Source organism: Bifidobacterium santillanense (assembly GCF_018555385.1).
In the GTDB taxonomy this organism is placed as follows: Bacteria; Actinomycetota; Actinomycetes; order Actinomycetales; family Bifidobacteriaceae; genus Bifidobacterium; species Bifidobacterium santillanense.
Genome location: NZ_JAFEJS010000002.1, coordinates 251,241 through 271,454 on the forward strand (window position 1 = coordinate 251,241; position 20,214 = coordinate 271,454).

Genomic DNA, 20,214 nt, shown 5'->3' on the forward strand with positions numbered 1-20,214 from the left:
GGCGGCTGTCGCCGCCCTTCGCCCACGAACGGTCCACAGGACCGTTCGCTTCACGGCTCAGCCCCTGACGGCGAACAGGAAGCGGGGCCGACCGGTCCAGTCGTTCTCCGTGCGCGCCTCGGTGAAGCCGTTGGCGCGCGCGTAGGCGACGAGACGGTCGCCCTGCGAGATGTCGTGCTCCATGACGAGCGCGCCGCCCGCGCGCAACAGCCCGGCCGCGCGCAGGACGATCCGCTCGGGGATGAGCGCGCCGTCGGCCGAACCGCCGTACAGGGCCATGTCCGGGTCGTGGTCGCGCGCCTCGGGCTGCTCCGGGATCGCGGCGAGCGGCACGTACGGCGGATTGGTGATGACGATGTCGATGGTGCCGTCGAGCTGCGGCAGCGTCAGCGGGCTGGTGGCATCGCCGCGTTCGAGATGGTAGTTGTAGCCCGCCAGAGGGTCCCGCCTCGCGACCAGCTCGCGGTTGCGCTCGGTCCACGCGTACGCCTCGTCGGACAGTTCGACGGCCCACACCTCGGCGCCGCGCACCTCCGTGACGACGGACAGGCCGATCGCACCGGAGCCCGCGCACAGATCGACCACGCGGGGCGTCGCGATGCGGTTGCGCGTGAGCCAGTCGAGGCCCGCCTGCACGACGGTCTCGGTCTCGGGCCGCGGGATGAACACGCCCGGACCGACCTCGAGGTCGAGGTAGCGGAACGGCGCATGCCCGACGATGTGCTGCAACGGCTCGCGCTTGGCCCGCCGCGCGACCATCTCGTCGAAGCGCGCCGTGTCATAGGCGAGCGTCTCGCCCATCAGCAGCGCCTTGTCCACATCACGCAGCTCCACGCCCGCGGCCTCGGCCATCAGCAGCTTCGCGTCATGCTCCGGCGTATCCACGCCCGCCGCGCGCAGCGTCTCCGCCGCCCCACGAATCATCTCCCCTAGGGACAAACCACCCTCCCATCGCTCTCTGTCGCTCTCACACCATCTCGCGAATCAATCGCAACGAAACCGCCCAACGAGGCGGGAATCGGTCCATGCGATGCGCGACCGTAGGCTTGGCCGAGCGGCCTTGAGCGTGTCGCGCATCGCATGGACCGATTCCCGCCGGACGAATGGCGCAGTCATCCTTACTACTGCTGATTCGCGAGCCTCTCCGCCTCGTCCGCCTGGATGTCGGAGTCGATGACCGCCTGCAGGTCGCCGTCGAGCACCTGGTCGAGGTTGTACGCCTTGTAGTTCGTGCGGTGGTCGACGATGCGGTTCTCCGGGAAGTTGTACGTGCGGATGCGCTCGGAGCGGTCCAGCGAGCGCACCTGCGAGTGGCGCATGTCGGCGGCCTCGGCGGCCTCCTGCTCGTGCTTCATCGCGAGCAGTCGCGACTTGAGCACGCGCAGCGCGGCGGCGCGGTTCTGGATCTGCGACTTCTCGTCCTGCATGTTCACCGTGATGCCGGTGGGCAGGTGGGTCATGCGCACGGCGGAGTACGTGGTGTTCACGGACTGGCCGCCGGGGCCGGAGCTCATGAAGATGTCGATCTTCAGGTCCTTCGGATCGATCTCGATCTCGTCGTCGTCCTCGTCGGCCTCCGGGAAGACGATCACGCCGGCTGCGGAGGTCTGGATGCGGCCCTGCGATTCGGTCACGGGGATGCGCTGGACGCGATGCACGCCGCCCTCGTACTTGAGCGAGGCCCACACGCCGTCCTCCGGGGCGGGCGTGCCCTTGGCGCGGATGGCGACCTGCACGTCCTTGACGCCGCCGAGCTCGGTGCCGTTCTCGGACTGGATGGAGACGGTCCAGCCGCGCTTCTCGGCGTAGCGGGTGTACATGCGCAGCAGGTCGCCGGCGAACAGCGCGGCCTCCTCGCCGCCGGTGCCGGCCTTGATCTCCATGATGACGTCGCGCGCGTCGTCGGGGTCGCGCGGGATGAGCGCGGTCCGCAGCTTCTCCTCGGCGGCCGGCAGCTCGGCCTCGAGGCGCTTGGCCTCGTCGGCGAAGTCGGGGTCCTCGCCGGCCATCTCGCGGGCGGCCTCGAGGTCGTCCCTGATGCCGAGGTACGTCTTGTACGCGGAGACGATGGCGCCGAGTTCGGCGTGACGGCGGCCGAGCTTGCGCATCTTGTCGGGGTTGGTCACCACCTCGGGACTGGCCATCTGCTCCTCGATGGACTGGTATTCCTCCAGCGCGGTCGCGGCCGCGGGGAACTGTTCGTCTGCCATGACGCCTTCCTTAGAATCCTGAAAACAACGACTGAAACACTGCTAACGACGACGCGATATGCGTTTGGATACAAAAACGCCAGTCCCGGGCGGGGCGCGCTGGCGCGCGCCGGGCCCCATGGACTGGCGTCAAGAATGCTACTTGGTCCTCTTGCCGTAGCGCTTCTCGAAGCGGGCCACGCGGCCGCCGGTGTCGAGAATCTTCTGCTTGCCGGTGTAGAACGGGTGGCACTTCGAGCACACGTCAACCGTCATGTGATCACCCTTGTAGGTGGAACGGGTGACGAAGGTGTTGCCGCACGAGCACAGGACCTCGACGGCATGGTAATCGGGATGGATACCCTGCTTCATAATGTCTCCTAAGGAATTCAGGTGACCCGGGTCGCCACGCCCCTCTGGCTGGCGTGAACCGGAACCTTCGAAATTGTAGGCACGTCCCCCGACAGCCCCGACACGCGGAGGAGGCACGAAGTGCCCCCGCTGGCTGAGCCGTGAAGAAAACGCCAGAGGCGTTTTCAGGCGAAGGCGAACGACAGTGAGCCAACAACCTGGGGCACGAAGTGCCCCCGCTGGGACTTGAACCCAGGACCCACACCTTATAAGGGTGCTGCTCTAACCGACTGAGCTACGGGGGCGGACCCACATATTGTACCGGCCGCCCCGACGCGCATCGCCGCGAAACGCCCGCACCCGCACACGGAATCGGGCCGCACCTGGCGCACGATCGCCCCGAAAGTGTTTCACGACATGTTCCACGACCGTTTCACGCAATGTTTCACGGAAGTCCGCCGACGGCGACGCATGCGCCCGCACACACGAAACGCGCGAACCATCCCGAGCGACGCACGCCACGCCGCGCCAACAAGTACTGACCGCGACCCGCCCCGCGACGGACGACGGCCCCGTCGGATCGACGCTGATCCGACGGGGCCGTCGTTCCTCCATGGAACGGACCGGCGGGGCGGCCGGCGTCGGCCGGCTACCAGCGCATGTCCTTCAGATCAAGCTTGAGATACGGATCGCACCCGAACAGCACGCGTACGAGGTCGATGAACTTCGGGTTCCACGTGCGCAGACATGAGGCCAGATGCAGGCGGAACCGCTCGGAGTCAGGCTTGCGCGCCTGGAACAGCGGGTCGCCGACCATCCGCCACGCGCCGTGCACGCGCGCGATGCGCGCCACCACGGCGCCGCCGGTCGCGCCGTCGAACGCGGCCGCGGTCGGGAAGTCCCTCACGCCGTAGATGCCGCCGTTGATCACGTCCTCGAGCACGATGCGCGCCTCGACGGCGCTCGCCTCGCGCACCCAGAACCACGAGGCGAAGTTCGTCTTCGCCGTCTCGCACAGCTCCGCATAACCGCGCTCCCCCACGTTCTCGTTCTCGTCGCGCGCGTACGCGGAGGCGACCGCGAACGGCGTCAACCCCAGCTGGTCGATGTGGTAGTCGAACGTGAACCACTGGTCGAACGCGTCCTCGATCCTGCGATGGAACTCCTCGCTGCGGGTGCGGAACGGATTGAGACTGATCTGGATGAAGAACTCCCGCCGGGCGTCGTCGTAGGACTCGGGATCGGCCCGACGGAACATGCTCGCCACATGGAACGCGGGGATGGTCACCGCCTCTCCCCAGTCGTCGCATCCGCGGATCGTCGTCGCTTCGCTCATCGTCATGGTCGTCCCCTTCCTTGGGGTCTTGCCGGAGAACGCCGTCGTCCTCCTCGTGCACGCCACCTTAGGCGTCGGGCTCCGCCTCGGGCAACCCCTGTGTGCAACCGTCGCGCACGTGTGGATGAACCGGTGGATAACGCGGATTCCGGCGCGCGGCGGAAGGTCCGTCGCGCGAGGCACACCACCCATCGACGCATTCCGGCACGATGTCCGACATATGGATCGGTCCATATTGCATTCCGCACATTGATATGGAATTGTTATGAAACAGCGAATGACATACGCGTGAATGCGTGTAGCATATGGATGACCAATTCGTCAATTGACATCTTGTCAACGGACGATACGCCCACAACGCCCGAATACCGACGCAGAAAGGACGGCAGGAATGACGTTCACCAAGGAGCAGATCAAGTATCTGGAATCGCTCCCCGCGGTCGAGCACGCGACCGCGACCCGCATCACCTACGCGGACGCGTTCAAACGGCAGTGCCTGGAGCGCTACAGCAGCAGCGCCAGCCCGACCGCCCTGTTCCGCGAGGCGGGCCTCGATCCCAAGCTCGTCGGATACAAGCGCATCGAACGCAGCTTCGCCCGCTGGCGCAACCGCCATGACGTGCCGCAGTACTCCCCCGACGCCGCCACGGCCAAGATCGATTCGTCGCCGTTCGCCGACGACCTGCCGAACATGGCGGGCGCGGATCCGCGCGATCTGCTCATCGCCCGCCAGCTCCACCGCATCGACGAACTCGAGCGTGAGCTGGCCGACCTGCTCCGCGTCACCGCCGTCTGACGCCGGACGGAACGGCCGCACCGGCTCCACACGACGCACACGGGCCCGAAATCGGAACGCACCGGTTTCAGGCCCTTCGCATATCGCGGCGCCCCTTCCGGACGCGCAACCGCCTAGAATGGCCACAGCACATCCAAGGAGGGAGCATCATGCGCATCATCGAACGCACCATCGCCGGGACGGACGGCACCGAGGCCCGATTCACCGGCTACGTGATCGACAACAGTCCGGAGATGGATCCGGACAGGCGCCGTCCGGCGATCCTCATCCTGCCGGGAGGCGCCTACGCGATGACCTCCGACCGCGAATCGGAGCCGATCGCGCTGCGTTTCGCCGCCGAGGGGTTCCAGACGTTCGTACTGCGCTACTCGTGCGCACCGAGCCGGTACCCGGTCGCGCTGCTTGAGGCGGCCGAGGCGATGCGGCTCATCCGCGCGAACGCCGACGCGTGGCACGTGGACGCGAGCCGCGTGGCCGTCATCGGCTTCTCCGCCGGCGGACATCTCGCCGCCGATCTGGCGACGTCAGCCGGAGACGCGGCGCTCACCGCGCACGGCATCGAGCCCGCGCAGGTCAAGCCGGACGCGCTGATGCTCTCCTATCCGGTGATCACCGCCGGTAAGTTCGCGCACCGCCGAAGCATCAGCACGCTGCTGGGGGCGGACCGCCGGCACGACGCGGCGATGCTGGACGAGGTCTCGATCGAGAGGCACATCGACGCCACGACCCCGCCGGTGTTCGTCTGGCATACGATGACCGACGAGACCGTGCCGGTCGAGAACACGCTGATGCTCGTCGGCGCATGCCGGGCCGCCGGCGTGAGCGTCGAGGCGCACCTGTTCCCCGAAGGCCGCCACGGACTCTCGCTCGGCACCGAGGAGACCGCGCGCGCCGGCTCCACGGACAACGTCGTCCCCTGTCTGCAGATCTGGCCGCGTCTGGCGGTCGATTGGCTGCGCAGGACCTTCGCCTGACGACTCCTCCGGTTCCCGATTTTCGACCTCGGCAAATCGGGAACCGGAGCCCTGTTCATTCGCACATGCCGAATCCCGGAACCGTGCGGAAACCCGATTCCGGCCGTGTTCGATTCCGTGCGGTTTCGGTTCCCGATTTTCCCAGCCCCGAAATCGGGAACCGGCGGGCGCACATGGCGACGAATGCCAACGTTTGCGCTAACAGTGCCGTATACGCAAGGCATCTCCGATGGGAACAATGCGTTTCGGTGCGATGAGCATTCATCGCACCGACGACAATCCATGCGTCGCAGGCGACAGAATATGAACGGACGACACCCTGTTATCCCGCCTGTTCGCTAGTATTCCGCTATCGAAACAGCCTTATGGAGCAATCAAAGGAGAAGCCATGACCACGCTGGCAATCGATATCGGAGGAACCAAGATCGCGGGTGCCGTGTGCGACGCAAACGATAGCATTATCCAGCGTTGGCGCGTTCCCACCCCGATGGACGCCGACGCCATCAACCAGAACATCGCCGAGATCTACCGCGAGGCAATCGCCTCCGGCCACGACGACATCGAGGCCATCGGCATCTCCGCGGCGGGCAACGTCGGCAGCGACCGCAGGACCCTCACCTTCTCGGCGAACATCCCAGCGTGGATCAACTACGACCTGTCCGAGCACGTCGGCGCGCTCATCGATCACGCCGTGCCGGTCATTGTCGAGAACGACGCCAACTGCGCCGGCTGGGGCGAGTACGTGCATGGCGCCGGCCAGGGCAGCCGCAACATGGTGGCGCTGACCGTCGGCACCGGTCTCGGCGGCGCGATCGTCGTCGACGGCCATCTCTACCGCGGCTCCTTCGGCATGGCCGCCGAGCTCGGCCACCTGCCGATGGTCCCGGACGGCGACACCTGCGGCTGCGGTCTGCGCGGCTGCGCCGAGCGCTACACGTCCGGCAGCGCGCTGGAGCACTTCGCGAAGGCGGCCGTGCGCCGTCGTCCGCAGGACGCCAAGCGTCTGCTGGAGCTGTGCGGCGGCGACGTGAACAAGCTGGAGGGCCCGATGGTCTCTCAGGCGGCTCAGGAGGGCGACGTGCTCGGCCTGTACGCCTTCGGCAAGATCGGCGAGTGGCTCGGCCGCACGATGGCCGCCGTCTCCGCCGTGCTCGACCCGGATCTGTTCGTCATCGGCGGCGGCGTGGTGGCCGTCGGCGACATCCTGCTCGACCCGGCCCGCTACAACTACGCTCGCTTCCTCGAAGGCAGCGCCTACCGCGGCCATGCGAAGATCGTCGCCGCCACCGCCGGCCAGGACGCCGGCCTGATCGGCGCCGCGAACCTCGCCCTGCACTGACCCGCATATCGAAAGTCCGATCCAACATCGCTCAAGGGTACCTTTTCGCGAAATCATCCCATTGCGCGCGAAAAGGTGCCCCTGATTGCGCATCAGCGGTACTTTTTCGCGCGCATGGGGGAAATTCCGAGAATATGTACCGCTCGCAGGACCAATACGGGGCGTTCGGCATCCCCATGCGATACGACACCGGCCCCGACTGGAACGACTTCCACACCCGAGCCCAATGGCCGTCAAACGACTAGACCACAGGACACACCATTTGGCCCATAACCGCACACTTGGCCCATAGTCCCGTCGGTGGTGCTCAACGCGGACGGAGTCCGCCTGAGGGTCGGGATCGTTGGAAAACAAAAAGCTCCCGAATCGTTTCGGGAGCTTGTGGTGGCGACCCCGGCCGGACTTGAACCGGTGACCTCCGCCGTGACAGGGCGGCGCTCTAACCAACTGAGCTACGGGGCCGTGTGTTTCTCACTTCCGTGAGGCACGAGTGGATATATTACTCGAATCCACAGCAACGTCAACCATCGGCGTGTCGCGTTGGACGATCGTCACCAACGCCCTACGCAAACCGTTGGAATCATTGGTTTTCAGACCCCGCAACAGCATCGTCGGCCCAACGTCAACGAAACGCCCATGCAGCCGTCGCCTAGACACGCTCCCCCGATCGCCCCTCCCCATGTCGGCGATGCCTGCGCACGATGTCGAACGTGTAGACGGCGAGCGCGATCCAGATCACCGAGAACGAGACGAACCGGTGCGCGGGCACCCGTTCTCCAAGCACGACGATACCGAGGATCAGCTGGATCGTAGGTGTGATGTACTGGGTGAAGCTCAGCGTGAGGAACGCGGCGTGCTTGACGCCGTACGAGGTGAGCACAAGCGGGATCACGGTGAGCACGCCGCAGCCGGCGAGCAGCGCCCACACCCACCACGGCTCCCCCGCAGGCACGCCGAACCGGGGCTGGACGGCGAGCGCGACGAACGCGATCGGCGTGAGCACGCCGGTCTCGAAGGTCAGTGACTGGAACGGGTCGAGAGGCACGAAGCGTTTGATGAGGCAGTAGCCCGAATAGCTGAACGTCATGCACAGGGCGAGCCCCGGGAACGCGCCCGTGTCGAGCACGTAGAGCGCGCCGCCAAGCGCGGCGATCACCATGGAGACGAGCCCGAGCCGTGTGGCGCGCTCGCGCAGGATGACCAGGGCGAGCAGCATGTTGATGAGCGGCATGAGGAAGTTCGCGGCGCTGGCCTCGGAGGTGCGTCCGATCGAGACGAGGTAGATGTAGACGACCCAGTCGATGGTGACGAGCACGGCCGCGACGACGGCCATCGCGAAGACCTTCGGCGTGCGCCGCATCGCACGGACCGCGTCGACGAATCCGCTCCACCGGCGGGTGAGCAGCATGAACGCGACCATGACCACGGCGGCGGTGACGATGCGGTAGAGCATCACGTTCATCGACGGCACGGAGGCGAGCGCGGCCCAGTACAGCGGGAACATGCCGTACACGAACGCCTGAGCGAGCGTCGCCGCCACGCCCTTCGGGGTCTGCACGACGCGGGTGCCGTCGCCCGACGTCATCCGCTCCGGAGGTGTCTTCGATGCTTCTGCTTCAGATCTCACCGGATGATTCTAACGCGGCATTGCGGCCGCATCGAGGCGGGCGGGCTGCGCGGGCAAAGCCCCGGGACACGTCGGTTTTGGTAGAATGACGGGTAACCGTTCCCGGTCACGAGGACCGGGACACCTAATGCCGAATCGGGGACATCATGAGCGACGAAGCCATCGAGAACACCATCACCGCCACGGACGAGACCGCCGCCGAGCCGGTCGAGGACGCCTGCGGCTGCAAGGGCGACGGCAAGGACGGATGCCGCTGCAAGGGCCACGGGCCGAAGCGATGCCCGATCAGGCGCTGCCCGGTCAAGGCGCTCACGCTCAAGGGCAACGGCAAGGACGGCGAGTCGTGCAACGCGCTCGGCGCGGCCGTCTCCGTCGTCATCATGGCCGCCACCGTCGCGCTGAGCGTCTACGCGCAGTACGTGCTGACCAAGTGGGCCGTCAAGGACGCCGTACGCGAGATGGGTCACGGCCGTCACTGAGCCCCACCCGTTCCGGACCGTCCCTGTCACGACGATCCACGATCACGATGACGCCTACCTGCCGAGGAGGGCAGCCACCATGGGCACGGCTTCGAGACCGGACAAGAACCGTCGACTCATGCGACCCACGGATGGGATGCAGCTCGCCTGCTGGCTCGTGACGGCGTTGATGTACGGGCTGATGCTCGTTCTGCTGATCGTCACGTTCACCGTGAACGGCGAGGCGGCGATGGTCGTCGCGGTGATGATCAACTTCATGATTCCGCCGGTGCTGCTGGTGGTCAACGGCGCGTACGCCTCGCGTGACGACGCGCTCGCGCATCCGTGGCGCGCGTTGCGCTTCCCGCTGGTCTGCACGCTGATTCCGGTGCCGCTGCTGGTCGCGCTCATCATGCCGTACGACGACGTCTGCCCGGTGGCGTCGACCTGCTCGCCGCTGGGCGGCGGCTATTGGAGCTGGAGCGCGATGGGTGACGTGTGGGTGTTCACCGTGAGGTTCGCGGTCGCGTCGTTCCTCGGGTTCGGCGCGGTGTGGCTGACGAGGCGGATCGTCGCACGCGTGCGCCGCGCCCATTGATATCCGCGGATCCGCGGACGCGGGCCGCCCGCGGATGTCCTTCCCTTTCCGCGCCGTGGCGTCGCCGGTCGACCCACGACACCACGGCACCGACTCCTACGCCTCGACCAGTTCGGGCGGACGGCGTGTGGAGAAGCGGAACATGAGCGCGGCCAAGACCGCACCGCATACGGCCATGCCGGCGATGACCCACATGCTCCACGAGAAGCCCTGCAGGTAGGCGCCAGCCTCGTCGGCGCCGCCCCTCGCGGCCAGAGCCGAGAACTCGGAGAGCAGGGTGCTGGCGACGGCGGTGCCGATCGCGCCGGCGAGCTGCTGGATGGTGTTCATCACGGCCGAGCCGTCGGCGTTGAGCCGGGCGGGCAGCTGGTTGAGGGCGTGGGTCTGGTCGGGCACGAGCACGAATCCGGAGCAGGCCATGAACAGCGCGTAGGAGACGGCGATCGTCGGGACGCTGCCGTAGGAGACGACGAGGATGACGTCCATCACGGTGACGCCTGCGAAGCCGAAGAGGATGAACTTCGGCGGGAAATGGCCCCCCAGCGCGTTGCCGATCATCGGCGCCGCGATCGCGCCGATCACCGCGCCCGGCAGCAGGACGAGCGCCGCGACGAGCGAACCGAAGCCGAAGCCGCGCTGCAGCAGGATCGGCAGCATGAAGTTGAGCCCCAGCACGCCGCCGGACGCCATGAGCAGGACGAGCATGCCGAGCGTGAATCCCGGGTAGCCGAACACGCGTACCTCGACCAGGGGCCTCTCCATCCGCAGTTGGGTCGCGGCGAAGACCGCGAGCACCGCGACGCTCGCGACCAGCACGGTCCAGAACCGCCAGTCACCGTTCCATTCGGCGAAGAAGCTCGCCGCCACGATGAGCCCCGACAGGCCGAGCGCGACCAGCAGCAGGGACGGCACGCTGATCGTCGCACGCCCGGCGTCGCCTTGATGACGGATGTCCGGTATCGTCGCGACGCCCAGTGCGAACGAGACGGCGAGGAACGGCAGCATCGTGTAGAAGATCCAATGCCAGTTGAGGTATTCCATCACGACACCGCCGAACACCGGTCCGATGGCCGGCGCGGCGCAGGTGACGAGGCTGACGATGCCGAGCATCGCGCCACGCTGCTCGAGCGGCGCCTTCTCGAGGATGATGTTGGTGATGAGCGGCAGGGAGATGCCGGTGCCGAGCGCCATGACGAGACGCGCGGCGAGCAGCATCGGGAAGTTGACGGCGAGTGCGCCGATCACCGTGCCGAGCGCGAAGATCGAGACGGCCGCCACGAACAGCGTCTTCGTGGCGAACCGGCGCACCATGAACGGCGAGCTCGGGATCGCGACCGACAGCAACAGCAGATAACCGGCGGTGAGCCACTGCACGACGGACGCGTCGATCGAGAACTCGCGCATCAGCGTCGAGTAGGCGATGTTGAGCGACGTCTCGGACAGGATGCCGAGGAAGGTGAGGATCGCAAGCGCGACCACGCACACGACGACGGCCCTGTCGACCGGCCGCTTGCCGGCGTCCGACGGCGCGGCGCCGCCACGGCGGGTTGGGGCCGATTCCACCGACTCCCCCGCCCGTGCCGCCCGTGCGTTCTGCGTGTCGTGTCCGTCCATGCGCGTGAATCCTCCGTCCAGTACGTGCCAATGATTGTTGCATATCGAACAATGTCATCGTACCGGCGAATGTTACGCGAAACTCACTCGGGACGCGGGGAACGGAAGACACGGGAGCCCACGGAGCGCAATGCGGCCGGAGGCCGGCCACCGGGAGTCGCATGCCGAAGGCCCGGGAGACAAGGCCCGGCGGACCGTATGCTCTCCTCCCGCGATGCGCCGCGTCATGCGCTCGCGTTCAGTGGCGCTCGCCGGCGGTGACGGGCACGCTCACCTCGTTGCCGGCCGGGGCCAGCGGGCACGTGCAGTACGGCGAGAACGCGCACGGCGGGTTGTAGGCGCGGTTGAAGTCCAGCAGCACGTTCGGCGCGCCATGGTCCGACACGGTGACATCGTCCGCCGCCACGCCGCCGCCCGTCACCGTCGCCGCGAGAAACCTGCCGCTGCCGTACGTGGTGTCGCCGTTCGTGGGATCGCGGAAGATGATGAACAGTCCGCGCGAGCCGTCGGCCGCCACGCCGCCGTCGAAGGCGATGAGGCGCTGTTCGGCGCCCTGAACCGTGAAGCTCACCTCGCCGACGGCGTCGAGCGTGCTCGACATCCCCGGGACGCGCGTGCCCACCGACGTGGCACGGGCCTCGTCGTACGGCTCGAAACGGCCTGCGATGCGCCATGCCGGGTCGAAGTCGTAGGCCGGGATGCCGGTGAAGTCGCGGCGGAACTCCGATTCGGGATCCCGCACGCGGATGCCGAACCGACCGGAGCGCTCGATCACCGAGGCGCGGATTCGCCCGACCTCGACGTACGCGCCGTTCGCCTCGGCGTCGCTCGGCACGTGGACCGGGCCGGCGATCGACGTACGACCGCCCTGGGCATCCACCAGCACCGGCGCGTCCGCCGGCTCGCCCTCCCCGTCCAGCACTGCCGGAGCGGCGGGCGTGAACGTCACCGCGCCGTCGCGCAGCGCCCATTCGCCGGCGATGCCCGGCACGCGCGCCTTGAACCCGCCGAGCATCTGCAGCCAGTACAGCCCGGTCTGGGAGAGCCACCCGTACGGCGCCTTAAGATCCTCCTCGCGCCGACGCCGCCAGTCCAGCCATGCGGCCTCGTTCGTCGTGGAATCGGTCATCATGCACTCCTTCCGCTCATCGCGCAGCATCATTCATGATCCGACCATACCGGCGGAACCGGCAGCCCGAGACCCGCCGCGCCGGACGAGGCTATAGCCAATGGCGATAACCGACCATAGACGGCCCCGGAAGCCCCAGAACGACCACGACCGCCCCGGACGCCTACGACCGCCGCGCCGCGGCCCGCATTCCGAGCCGTTCCTGCCATGTGGTGGCGGAAATCTCTCTCCAAGGGCATGTCTGTCGAGAGATTCCTGCCTGCGACCGGCGAAAACCTCTCGCTGCCATCACCAATCAGGACATCGCCGCCGGTCTGTGGCATGTATCTCTCGCGTAGGGACGCCCCGGCGAGAGAATCCCGCCATCAACCGGCATCATCGTCCCGCCACGCAGTCCCGTGGCGATCGCCGGCATTCCAGCCCTTCCGATAGCATGGTGGGCGGTGGTTTGGCATGAGATCGACCGCTATGCGGACGGGTACCGACAACGACGCCGCACGGGGCGGCCGACATGCGCAAACCAGGGAACGGCGGAATTCCAACCTTTTAAGGAGTAACTGCAAGTGGCAGAATTCGTATTCCAGATGATTAAGGCCCGCAAGGCGTTCGGCGACCGCGTCATCCTCGACGACGTGACGCTGAGCTTCCTGCCCGGCGCGAAGATCGGCGTGGTGGGCCCCAACGGCATGGGCAAGTCCACGCTGCTCAAGATCATGGCCGGCCTCGAGACCGTCTCCAACGGCGAGGCCACCCTGACCCCGGGCTTCACGGTCGGCATCCTGCAGCAGGAGCCGCCGCTGGACGACACCAAGACCGTGGGCGAGAACATCAAGATGGCGTTCGGCGACATCGCCCAGAAGGTCGCCCGCTTCAACCAGATCGGCGAGGAGATGGCCAACCCGGACGCCGACTTCGACGCGCTGATGGAGGAGATGGGCAAGCTCCAGACCGAGATCGACGCCGCGAACGGCTGGGATCTCGACTCCCAGCTCGATCAGGCGATGGACGCCCTGCAGTGCCCGGATCCGGACACCCCGGTCTCCGTGTGCTCCGGTGGCGAGCGCCGCCGCGTGGCCCTGTGCAAGCTCCTGCTCGAGGCCCCGGACCTGCTGCTGCTCGACGAGCCCACCAACCACCTCGACGCCGAGTCGATCCTGTGGCTGGAGAAGTTCCTGCACCAGTACAAGGGCGCCGTCATCGCCGTCACCCACGATCGTTACTTCATGGACAACGTGGCCGAGTGGATCTGCGAGGTCGACCGCGGCCACCTGTACCCGTACAAGGGCAACTACTCCACCTACCTGGAGACCAAGGCCAAGCGTATGGAGATCCAGGGCGCGAAGGACGCCAAGCTCGCCAAGCGTCTCAAGGACGAGCTCGACTGGGTCCGCTCCTCGCCGAAGGCCCGTCAGGCCAAGAACAAGGCCCGTCTGGAGCGCTACGACCAGATGGAGGCCGAGGCCCGCAACAACAAGAAGCTCGACTTCTCCGAGATCCAGATCCCGGCCGGCCCGCGTCTGGGTTCGCTGGTGCTCGAGGCGAAGCACCTCCACAAGGCGTTCGGCGACCGCGTGCTCATCGACGATCTGTCCTTCACGCTGCCGCGCAACGGCATCGTCGGCGTGATCGGCCCGAACGGCGTCGGCAAGTCCACGCTGTTCAAGACGATCGTGGGCCTCGAGCCGCTGACCTCCGGTGAGCTCAAGATCGGCGACACCGTGAAGATCAGCTACGTCGACCAGAACCGCGAGGGCCTGGATCCGAACAAGAACCTGTGGGAGGCGGTCTCCGGCGGTCTCGACTTCATTGAGGTCGCGGGCGTCGAGGTGCCGACCCGCGCCTACGTGGCGAGCTTCGGCTTCAAGGGCTCCGACCAGCAGAAGCTCACGGGCGTGCTCTCCGGCGGCGAGCGCAACCGTCTGAACCTGGCCCTGACCCTCAAGCAGGGCGGCAACCTGCTGCTGCTCGACGAGCCCACGAACGACCTCGACGTCGAGACCCTCGAGTCCCTCGAGAACGCGCTGCTCGGCTTCCCGGGCTGCGCCGTGGTGATCTCCCACGACCGTTGGTTCCTCGACCGCGTCGCCACGCACATCCTCGCATGGGAGGGCGATGACGAGAACCCGGCCAAGTGGTACTGGTTCGAGGGCAACTTCCAGGCCTACCAGGAGAACCGCGTCGCCCGCCTCGGCGAGGACGCCGCCCGCCCGCACCGCCTGCATAGGAAGCTGACTCGCTGATAGGCATCCGTGCAGCAACTGTCCTAGGGGCTTCCGCGTCGGCGGAAGCCCCTTCCACATTCCATAACCGGTCGTTCACACGGCTCACATGCTCGTTACAATCGTCTCTGCCCTGCTTAACGCCCGGACGTTACAGTGTGGGCAACGCACAACGCAACGATGAACAACCGAGATCATCTAAGGGGTTCGAACATGACCGACGCCACTATGACACCATTGGAACATCTGGTGAAGGTGCTGAAGCTGGGCAAGCCCTCGGACTACCGCAACCACACGTACGTCAACGGCGAGAGCCTGTACTTCCCCACCGGACGCGTCTACGGCGGCCAGGTCATCGCGCAGTCGCTGATGGCCGCGGCCAAGACGGTGCCGGCGAACCGTCTGCCGCATTCGATCCACGGCTATTTCGTCGCCCCCGGCGACATCCGTCAGGACCTGCTCTTCGACGTCGAGAAGCTGCGCGACGGACGTTCCTTCTCCGCGCGACGCGTCAACGTGACGCAGGCGGAGGGCGCGATCCTCACGGCGATCGCGTCGTTCCAGACGGTCGGTCAGGAGGGCGTGGAGTTCGCCGATCCGATGCCGTCCGATCTGCCGGATCCCGAATCCCTGACCAGCGCGAAGGACCTGATGGCGCCGTACGCCGGCAAGTCGCCGTTCGCGAACTACTATGCGGAGAAGTCGCCGTTCGACATCCGCCACATCACGCCCACGATCATGCTCGGCCCCGACAAGGCCTCCGCCGAAGCCGATTCGGGCCGCCAGATGGTATGGATGAGGGCCGACGGCGAGGTCGAGATCCCGCAGCTCATGCACCGCGCGATGCTGGCGCTCGGCTGCGATCAGGTGATGATGGAGCCGGTGCTGCGCCGCGCCGGGCTGTCGATCGCCACGCCGGGCATCTCGTACGCGTCGATCGACCATTCGATGTGGTGGTACCGCGACGTGGACGTCAACCAGTGGCATCTGTACGTGCAGGACACGCCCACGGCCGCGCATGGACGCGGTCTGGGCGTCGCGAAGGTGTATTCGCGCGACGGCGAGCTGGTCGCCGCGATCGCCCAGGAGGCGATGATCCGCGTCCCGCAGCAACCGCAACGGTAGTGGGCATGACGCCCGACTCGTCTTCCTTGTAGCTAAGGAGCTGACTCCATCTTGCGCAGGCCGGACCCATCTTCAAGAGGGGCCCGGCCTCATCGTCGTCAGTCCGTCGTCAGTGGCGGGTCTTGGCGGCCGCGGAGGCGACGCCCCGTTCCTGCGCGGCCTGCTTCATCTTGGGGTTCTCCGGCCCTTCGGTGGGCGGCAGCTGGCACAACCACTCCCCCACGAGTCCGATGACCATGTCGATGAGGCACACCACGGCGGTCACCGCGCATTCGAGCACGGCCTGCGAGTAGAAGTCGGCCTCGATGTGCCCGATGGTCGGGATGATCTGGCCGCCGTACCATCCGGCGAGCATCGCCCCGGCCAGGGCGAGCGCCTTCGCGAGCACCAGCGTGTCGAACGCGAGGCGCGGATTGACGAACGTGCTGGGCCGTTTGCGTGGATCGGTGGTCGCATACTTGTGCACGTTCAGCGCCAGAACCAGCACGATGACGCCGATCGCGATCAGCAGGACGGCCACGAACCATGGCGCGCCGATCAGGGTGAGGCCGAACCGCTCCCCCAGCTCCGCGACGACGGCGCCCGCCACGGCGCCCAGCGCGATGGCGAGGGCCGGCTGCCACCAGGGTGTGCGTTTCGCGCTCATCAGACCGTTCCTCCCAGAATCCAGTTGTCGGACAGCAGTCCCACGCGCGCCGCGTCGGGCGCCATCGCCAGCAGGAAGGAGACCGGGTCCCCGCCGAGCGTCGCGTTCGGGTCCATATCCATCCACGGGGCGAGCACGGCGGCGTGTTCGCGCGCGGACGGCCACGGCACGCGGCAGTCCGGCTCGTCCAGCGCGACGCCGTCCATGTCGATCAGGTCCAGGTCGATGGTGCCGTCGAGCGACCGTTCGATCGTGCCGAGCGCGCCGATCAGCGCCCGCGCGCCCATCGTCGTCTCGATCTGGATGACGGCGGCCATCGCGTCCGGCCCGTCGAAGTTGCTCACATGGTAGAGAGGCGAGATGCCCTCGACCTGGGTGCCGGGCACGCCCTCGAGCGCGACGATCGACTCGCGGAACAGCCGTTCGGCGTCCGTCGAGGTCGAGTCCATCGAGATCACGGCATGGCGGTGGGTCGCGGCCCCGTCGGGGACGTCGTCCGTCGACGGCGGTTCCGCGGCATCCGGGCGGCCGGCGATCGCGTCGTCCGCCTCCGGTGCAGCCGTTCCGTTGTCCTCCGCGCGTGTGCGTGATGCGTCATCCGTCTCCCGCACGCGCGTGACGGTGACGGAGACGCCCTCGCACGGCACGCCCACGTCGGGGCGCAGGTCGCGCACGGTGACCTCGACCGCGCGCACCGCGTCGGTGCCGTCCGAGATCGCGAGCAGACGATCGGCGACGTCCCGGGCGAGTCCGTGGATGTCGGCCCCGTTGACGGATCCGTCGTCCGCGTCCGCGCCGTCCCCGCCGCATTCGACGGACGCTCCCCCGATGGCATCGGCGATGGTTCGTGCGATGCGATTCCAGGGAATCACCGGGGCGGATGCCCCGTCGACGGCGGGCTCGGATCCGAACGGTCCGTCATCGGCCCGCCCGCGACCGGCATATGCGACCCGCAGGGTCACGTCGGCGCGGAACCGGTCCGCGTCCCCGGCGCGCACGCCGGTCAGACGGACGACGTCATAGGCGTCGTGCGCACTGTCCATTTCGTTGTTCACTTCGTTCCTTCGACTGTTCACGGTTGCGGGCGAAGAAAAACCGCCGCGACCATGCGATCGCGGCGGCCTTCCATGCGAATCACTCGCCGGGCTTCATACCGACCGAGCGCTTGAGCGACTCGGGGATCTCGACCGGCGGCAGGTCCGAATCGGGACGACGCTGGTCGGACAGCCACACCGGACGCTCCGGAGCCTTGCGGATCGGCGCAAAGATCTCGGCCAGTTCCTTCTCGTTGAGCGTCTCCTTGACGAGCAGCTGACGGACGAGCTCGTCGAGGATGTCGCGGTTGTTGTTGATGATCTCCCACGCCTCGGTGTGCGCGGTCTCGACGAGCCTGAGCACCTCGTCGTCGATGACCTCGGCGGTCTTGTTCGAGTACTTGTGGGGCCCGAGACCGTTGAGATCGCCGCCCTGGTCCTCGTCGTCGGCCCACTTGATGGCGCCGAGCTGCGAGGAGAAGCCGTACTGGGTGATCATCGTGCGGGCGATGTTCGTCGCCTTCTCGATGTCGTTGGACGCGCCGGTGGTCGGGTCGTGGAACACGATCTCCTCGGCGGTGCGGCCGCCCATCGCGTACGCCATCTGGTCGAGCAGCTGGTTGCGCGACTGGGAGTAGCGGTCGGAGGTCGGCATCACGGCGGTGTAGCCGAGCGCGCGGCCACGCGGCAGGATCGTCACCTTGGTGACCGGGTCCGTGTTGTGCAGCGCGGCGGCGACCAGCGCGTGGCCGCCCTCGTGGTACGCGGTGTTGCGCAGCTCGTCGAGGGCCATGCCCTTGGACTTGCGCTTCGGGCCGGCCTGGACGCGGTCGATGGCCTCGTCGATGGCGCGGTTGTCGATGAGCTGGGCGCCGGCGCGGGCGCACAGCAGCGCGGCCTCGTTGAGCACGTTGGCCAGATCGGCGCCGGTGAAGCCCGGCGTGCGCACGGCGACCATGTGCAGGTCGACGTCCGGCACGAACGGCTTGCCCTTGGCGTGGACCTTGAGGATCGCCTCGCGGCCCTCGAGATCCGGGGCCGCGACGCCCACCTGACGATCGAAACGACCCGGGCGCAGCAGGGCGGGGTCGAGCACGTCGGGGCGGTTGGTGGCGGCGATGATGATGAGGTTGGTGTCGTTGTCGAAGCCGTCCATCTCGACGAGCAGCTGGTTCAGGGTCTGCTCGCGCTCGTCGTGGCCGCCGCCCATGCCGGAGCCGCGCTTGCGGCCGACGGCGTCGATCTCGTCGATGAAGATGATGGCCGGGGCGTTCTTCTTCGCCTCGTCGAACAGGTCGCGCACGCGCGAGGCGCCGAGGCCGACGAACATCTCGACGAAGTCGGAGCCGGCCATCGCGTAGAACGGCACGCCGGCCTCGCCGGCGATGGCGCGCGCGAGCAGCGTCTTGCCGGTGCCCGGAGGGCCGTACAGCAGCACGCCGCGCGGGATGCGGGCGCCGAGGGCCTTGTACTTGGACGGGTCCTTGAGGAAGTCCTTGATCTCCTCGACCTCGGCCAAGGCCTCGTCCTCGCCGGCGACATCGGAGAACTTGGTGTTCGGGGTCTGGCCCTCGAGCAGCTTGCCGTTGTTCTTCTTGCCGCCCATGCCGAGCATGCCGGACGCGCCGCCCATGCGGCTCATCATCCACCACAGCAGCACGAAGAAGATGACGAACGGCAGGATCGAGGTGAGCAGGTAGCTCATCATGCTCGTCTGCTCGATGTCGGCGCTCCAACCCTTGGACGGATCGGCGCTCTGGACGGCCTTGAGGATATCCTGCCCCTGCGCGAAGGTGTAGTAGAACTGCACCTTCTGGCCGTAGTTGTGCTCCTTGCCGGTGTCGGAGTCCTGCTTGGCGTAGTCCGACTTGAGGTCGAGGGTGACCTTCTGTTTGTTGTCGACGATCTTGGCGTAGTCGACCTGGCCGTTCTTGAGCAGCTGCAGGCCGTCCTTCGTGTCGATGGTCTGCGCGCCGGTGCCAGCGAACATCTGGAACATCAGCGCGACCATCACGACGATCACGGCGCCCCACAGCCACGGCGACTGCCAGAACGGCCTGTTGCCGTTGCCCTTGCCGTTGTTGTTGGACCTGTTGCCGTTATTGCCGTTGCCGTCGTTGCGACGGAACGGGTTGTTGAACGGGCCGCCATTGCCGCCGTTGTTGTTCGGCTGCCCGGGCCCCTGGGGGAAGCTCATGCGTGTTCTCCTTGATATACTGCCGGCTTCAGCACCGCGATCGAGTCGAGATTGCGGTAGCGCTCGTCATAGTCGAGGCCGAAGCCGACGACGAACTCGTCCGGGATCTCGAGGCCCTTGTACTTCACGTCCACCTCCACCTCGCGGCGGGCGGGCTTCTCCAGCAGGGCGAAGATCTCGACGGACGCGGCGCCGCGGCGCTTCAGCTCCTCGACCAGCCATGCGAGCGTACGACCTGAGTCAACGATATCCTCGACGATGAGAATGTGCCGACCGCGAACATCGGTCGACAGATCCTGGCGGATCGTCACGGTGCCGCTGGACACGGTGCCGGAGCCATAGCTCGACAGGCTCATGAAGTCGATCTGGCAGAGGATGGACAGGGCCTGCGAGAACGCGGCCAAGGTGTTCACCGCGCCCTTGAGCACCGCCACGAGCAGGGGGTTCCTGTCGCGGTAGTCCTCGCTCGCCTGTGCGGCGGCGCGGTCGATGATGGCCTGGATTTCCTCTTTGCTGACCAGCTCGTGGTCGATGTCGTCTTGTACGTCAGCGATTCGCATGCCCACCATCTTGGCACACGCG

Annotated in this window: 17 protein-coding genes, 2 tRNA genes and 1 pseudogene; 7 read left to right on the forward strand and 13 right to left on the reverse strand. The window is 67.0% G+C overall.

Annotation, left to right across the window (positions count from 1 at the left end; genetic code table 11):
- Positions 1–57: 57 nt before the first annotated feature.
- From prmC to JS528_RS03620, 5 genes are all read right to left on the reverse strand, one after another.
- Positions 58–924, reverse strand: coding sequence for a peptide chain release factor N(5)-glutamine methyltransferase (gene prmC, locus JS528_RS03600; RefSeq protein ID WP_214357738.1), 867 nt, complete (start codon positions 922–924; stop codon positions 58–60).
- Positions 925–1,121: 197 nt separating this feature from the next.
- Positions 1,122–2,210 carry a peptide chain release factor 1 gene (prfA, locus tag JS528_RS03605; RefSeq protein ID WP_214357739.1) on the reverse strand — a complete coding sequence of 363 codons (1,089 nt, stop codon included), beginning with the start codon at positions 2,208–2,210 and terminating at the stop codon, positions 1,122–1,124.
- A 138-nt stretch (positions 2,211–2,348) separates the two neighbouring features.
- Positions 2,349–2,561 carry a 50S ribosomal protein L31 gene (rpmE, locus tag JS528_RS03610; RefSeq protein WP_214357740.1) on the reverse strand — a complete coding sequence of 71 codons (213 nt, stop codon included), beginning with the start codon at positions 2,559–2,561 and terminating at the stop codon, positions 2,349–2,351.
- Positions 2,562–2,771: 210 nt separating this feature from the next.
- Positions 2,772–2,845 (reverse strand) — tRNA-Ile (locus JS528_RS03615).
- A gap of 344 nt (positions 2,846–3,189) precedes the next feature.
- Positions 3,190–3,882 carry a hypothetical protein gene (locus JS528_RS03620; RefSeq protein WP_214357741.1) on the reverse strand — a complete coding sequence of 231 codons (693 nt, stop codon included), beginning with the start codon at positions 3,880–3,882 and terminating at the stop codon, positions 3,190–3,192.
- 385 nt (positions 3,883–4,267) lie between these two features.
- Here JS528_RS03620 and JS528_RS03625 point away from each other — a divergent pair, with 385 nt between their 5' ends.
- From JS528_RS03625 to JS528_RS03635, 3 genes are all read left to right on the forward strand, one after another.
- Entirely contained in the window at positions 4,268–4,672 is a 405-nt protein-coding gene (locus JS528_RS03625; RefSeq protein ID WP_214357742.1) for a hypothetical protein, read from the forward strand.
- Positions 4,673–4,821: 149 nt separating this feature from the next.
- Positions 4,822–5,646, forward strand: a complete 825-nt coding sequence (locus tag JS528_RS03630; protein ID WP_214357743.1) for an alpha/beta hydrolase — start codon at positions 4,822–4,824, stop codon at positions 5,644–5,646.
- Positions 5,647–6,034: 388 nt separating this feature from the next.
- Entirely contained in the window at positions 6,035–6,985 is a 951-nt protein-coding gene (locus JS528_RS03635; protein ID WP_214357744.1) for an ROK family glucokinase, read from the forward strand.
- 385 nt (positions 6,986–7,370) lie between these two features.
- On the opposite strand, the gene JS528_RS03640 is transcribed toward JS528_RS03635, so the two are convergent.
- Both JS528_RS03640 and rarD read right to left on the reverse strand, forming a co-directional pair.
- A tRNA-Asp gene (locus JS528_RS03640) sits at positions 7,371–7,447 on the reverse strand.
- Positions 7,448–7,634: 187 nt separating this feature from the next.
- Positions 7,635–8,612, reverse strand: a complete 978-nt coding sequence (rarD, locus tag JS528_RS03645) for an EamA family transporter RarD (RefSeq protein ID WP_214357745.1) — start codon at positions 8,610–8,612, stop codon at positions 7,635–7,637.
- 146 nt (positions 8,613–8,758) lie between these two features.
- Between rarD and JS528_RS03650 the strand changes: the two genes are divergently transcribed.
- Positions 8,759–9,091: a hypothetical protein gene (locus JS528_RS03650; protein WP_214357746.1), complete on the forward strand. Its 333-nt coding sequence runs from the start codon at positions 8,759–8,761 to the stop codon at positions 9,089–9,091.
- Positions 9,092–9,170: 79 nt separating this feature from the next.
- A complete protein-coding gene (locus JS528_RS03655) occupies positions 9,171–9,668 on the forward strand; it encodes a hypothetical protein (RefSeq protein ID WP_214357747.1) in 498 nt (165 codons plus the stop codon).
- A gap of 96 nt (positions 9,669–9,764) precedes the next feature.
- On the opposite strand, the gene JS528_RS03660 is transcribed toward JS528_RS03655, so the two are convergent.
- Together JS528_RS03660 and JS528_RS03665 are read right to left on the reverse strand one after the other, a co-directional pair.
- On the reverse strand, positions 9,765–11,282 hold the full coding sequence (locus tag JS528_RS03660; RefSeq protein WP_214357748.1) for an MFS transporter: 1,518 nt from the start codon (positions 11,280–11,282) through the stop codon (positions 9,765–9,767).
- A gap of 238 nt (positions 11,283–11,520) precedes the next feature.
- Positions 11,521–12,411, reverse strand: a complete 891-nt coding sequence (locus JS528_RS03665) for a DUF1684 domain-containing protein (protein WP_214357749.1) — start codon at positions 12,409–12,411, stop codon at positions 11,521–11,523.
- A gap of 563 nt (positions 12,412–12,974) precedes the next feature.
- Between JS528_RS03665 and ettA the strand changes: the two genes are divergently transcribed.
- Positions 12,975–14,651, forward strand: a complete 1,677-nt coding sequence (ettA, locus tag JS528_RS03670; RefSeq protein WP_214357750.1) for an energy-dependent translational throttle protein EttA — start codon at positions 12,975–12,977, stop codon at positions 14,649–14,651.
- 192 nt (positions 14,652–14,843) lie between these two features.
- Positions 14,844–15,755, forward strand: coding sequence for an acyl-CoA thioesterase (locus JS528_RS03675; protein WP_214357751.1), 912 nt, complete (start codon positions 14,844–14,846; stop codon positions 15,753–15,755).
- Positions 15,756–15,864: 109 nt separating this feature from the next.
- Here JS528_RS03675 and JS528_RS03680 read toward each other — a convergent pair whose 3' ends face one another.
- The 4 genes and pseudogenes from JS528_RS03680 to hpt form a co-directional block, all read right to left on the reverse strand.
- The gene (locus JS528_RS03680; protein ID WP_214357752.1) at positions 15,865–16,401 is read right to left on the reverse strand and encodes a DUF3180 domain-containing protein; all 537 of its coding nucleotides are present in this window, start codon (positions 16,399–16,401) and stop codon (positions 15,865–15,867) included.
- Positions 16,401–16,868: pseudogene (locus tag JS528_RS11510) on the reverse strand (2-amino-4-hydroxy-6-hydroxymethyldihydropteridine diphosphokinase); the annotation flags it as partial. The pseudogene JS528_RS11510 and the gene JS528_RS03680, both read right to left, overlap by 1 nt.
- Before the next feature lie 667 nt (positions 16,869–17,535).
- Positions 17,536–19,632 carry an ATP-dependent zinc metalloprotease FtsH gene (gene ftsH / locus JS528_RS03690; RefSeq protein WP_214357753.1) on the reverse strand — a complete coding sequence of 699 codons (2,097 nt, stop codon included), beginning with the start codon at positions 19,630–19,632 and terminating at the stop codon, positions 17,536–17,538.
- On the reverse strand, positions 19,629–20,192 hold the full coding sequence (gene hpt, locus JS528_RS03695; RefSeq protein ID WP_214357754.1) for a hypoxanthine phosphoribosyltransferase: 564 nt from the start codon (positions 20,190–20,192) through the stop codon (positions 19,629–19,631). The genes ftsH and hpt overlap by 4 nt, the downstream gene beginning before the upstream one ends.
- Between the last annotated feature and the right edge of the window lie 22 nt (positions 20,193–20,214).

Coding starts and splice junctions, on each gene's coding strand:
- prmC (WP_214357738.1), bottom strand. CDS start 924: ATGATTCGTGGGGCGGCGGAGACGCTGCGCGCGGCGGGCGTGGATACG.
- prfA (WP_214357739.1), bottom strand. CDS start 2,210: ATGGCAGACGAACAGTTCCCCGCGGCCGCGACCGCGCTGGAGGAATAC.
- rpmE (WP_214357740.1), bottom strand. CDS start 2,561: ATGAAGCAGGGTATCCATCCCGATTACCATGCCGTCGAGGTCCTGTGC.
- JS528_RS03620 (WP_214357741.1), bottom strand. CDS start 3,882: ATGACGATGAGCGAAGCGACGACGATCCGCGGATGCGACGACTGGGGA.
- JS528_RS03625 (WP_214357742.1), top strand. CDS start 4,268: ATGACGTTCACCAAGGAGCAGATCAAGTATCTGGAATCGCTCCCCGCG.
- JS528_RS03630 (WP_214357743.1), top strand. CDS start 4,822: ATGCGCATCATCGAACGCACCATCGCCGGGACGGACGGCACCGAGGCC.
- JS528_RS03635 (WP_214357744.1), top strand. CDS start 6,035: ATGACCACGCTGGCAATCGATATCGGAGGAACCAAGATCGCGGGTGCC.
- JS528_RS03650 (WP_214357746.1), top strand. CDS start 8,759: ATGAGCGACGAAGCCATCGAGAACACCATCACCGCCACGGACGAGACC.
- JS528_RS03655 (WP_214357747.1), top strand. CDS start 9,171: ATGGGCACGGCTTCGAGACCGGACAAGAACCGTCGACTCATGCGACCC.
- JS528_RS03660 (WP_214357748.1), bottom strand. CDS start 11,282: ATGGACGGACACGACACGCAGAACGCACGGGCGGCACGGGCGGGGGAG.
- JS528_RS03665 (WP_214357749.1), bottom strand. CDS start 12,411: ATGACCGATTCCACGACGAACGAGGCCGCATGGCTGGACTGGCGGCGT.
- JS528_RS03675 (WP_214357751.1), top strand. CDS start 14,844: ATGACCGACGCCACTATGACACCATTGGAACATCTGGTGAAGGTGCTG.
- JS528_RS03680 (WP_214357752.1), bottom strand. CDS start 16,401: ATGAGCGCGAAACGCACACCCTGGTGGCAGCCGGCCCTCGCCATCGCG.
- ftsH (WP_214357753.1), bottom strand. CDS start 19,632: ATGAGCTTCCCCCAGGGGCCCGGGCAGCCGAACAACAACGGCGGCAAT.
- hpt (WP_214357754.1), bottom strand. CDS start 20,192: ATGCGAATCGCTGACGTACAAGACGACATCGACCACGAGCTGGTCAGC.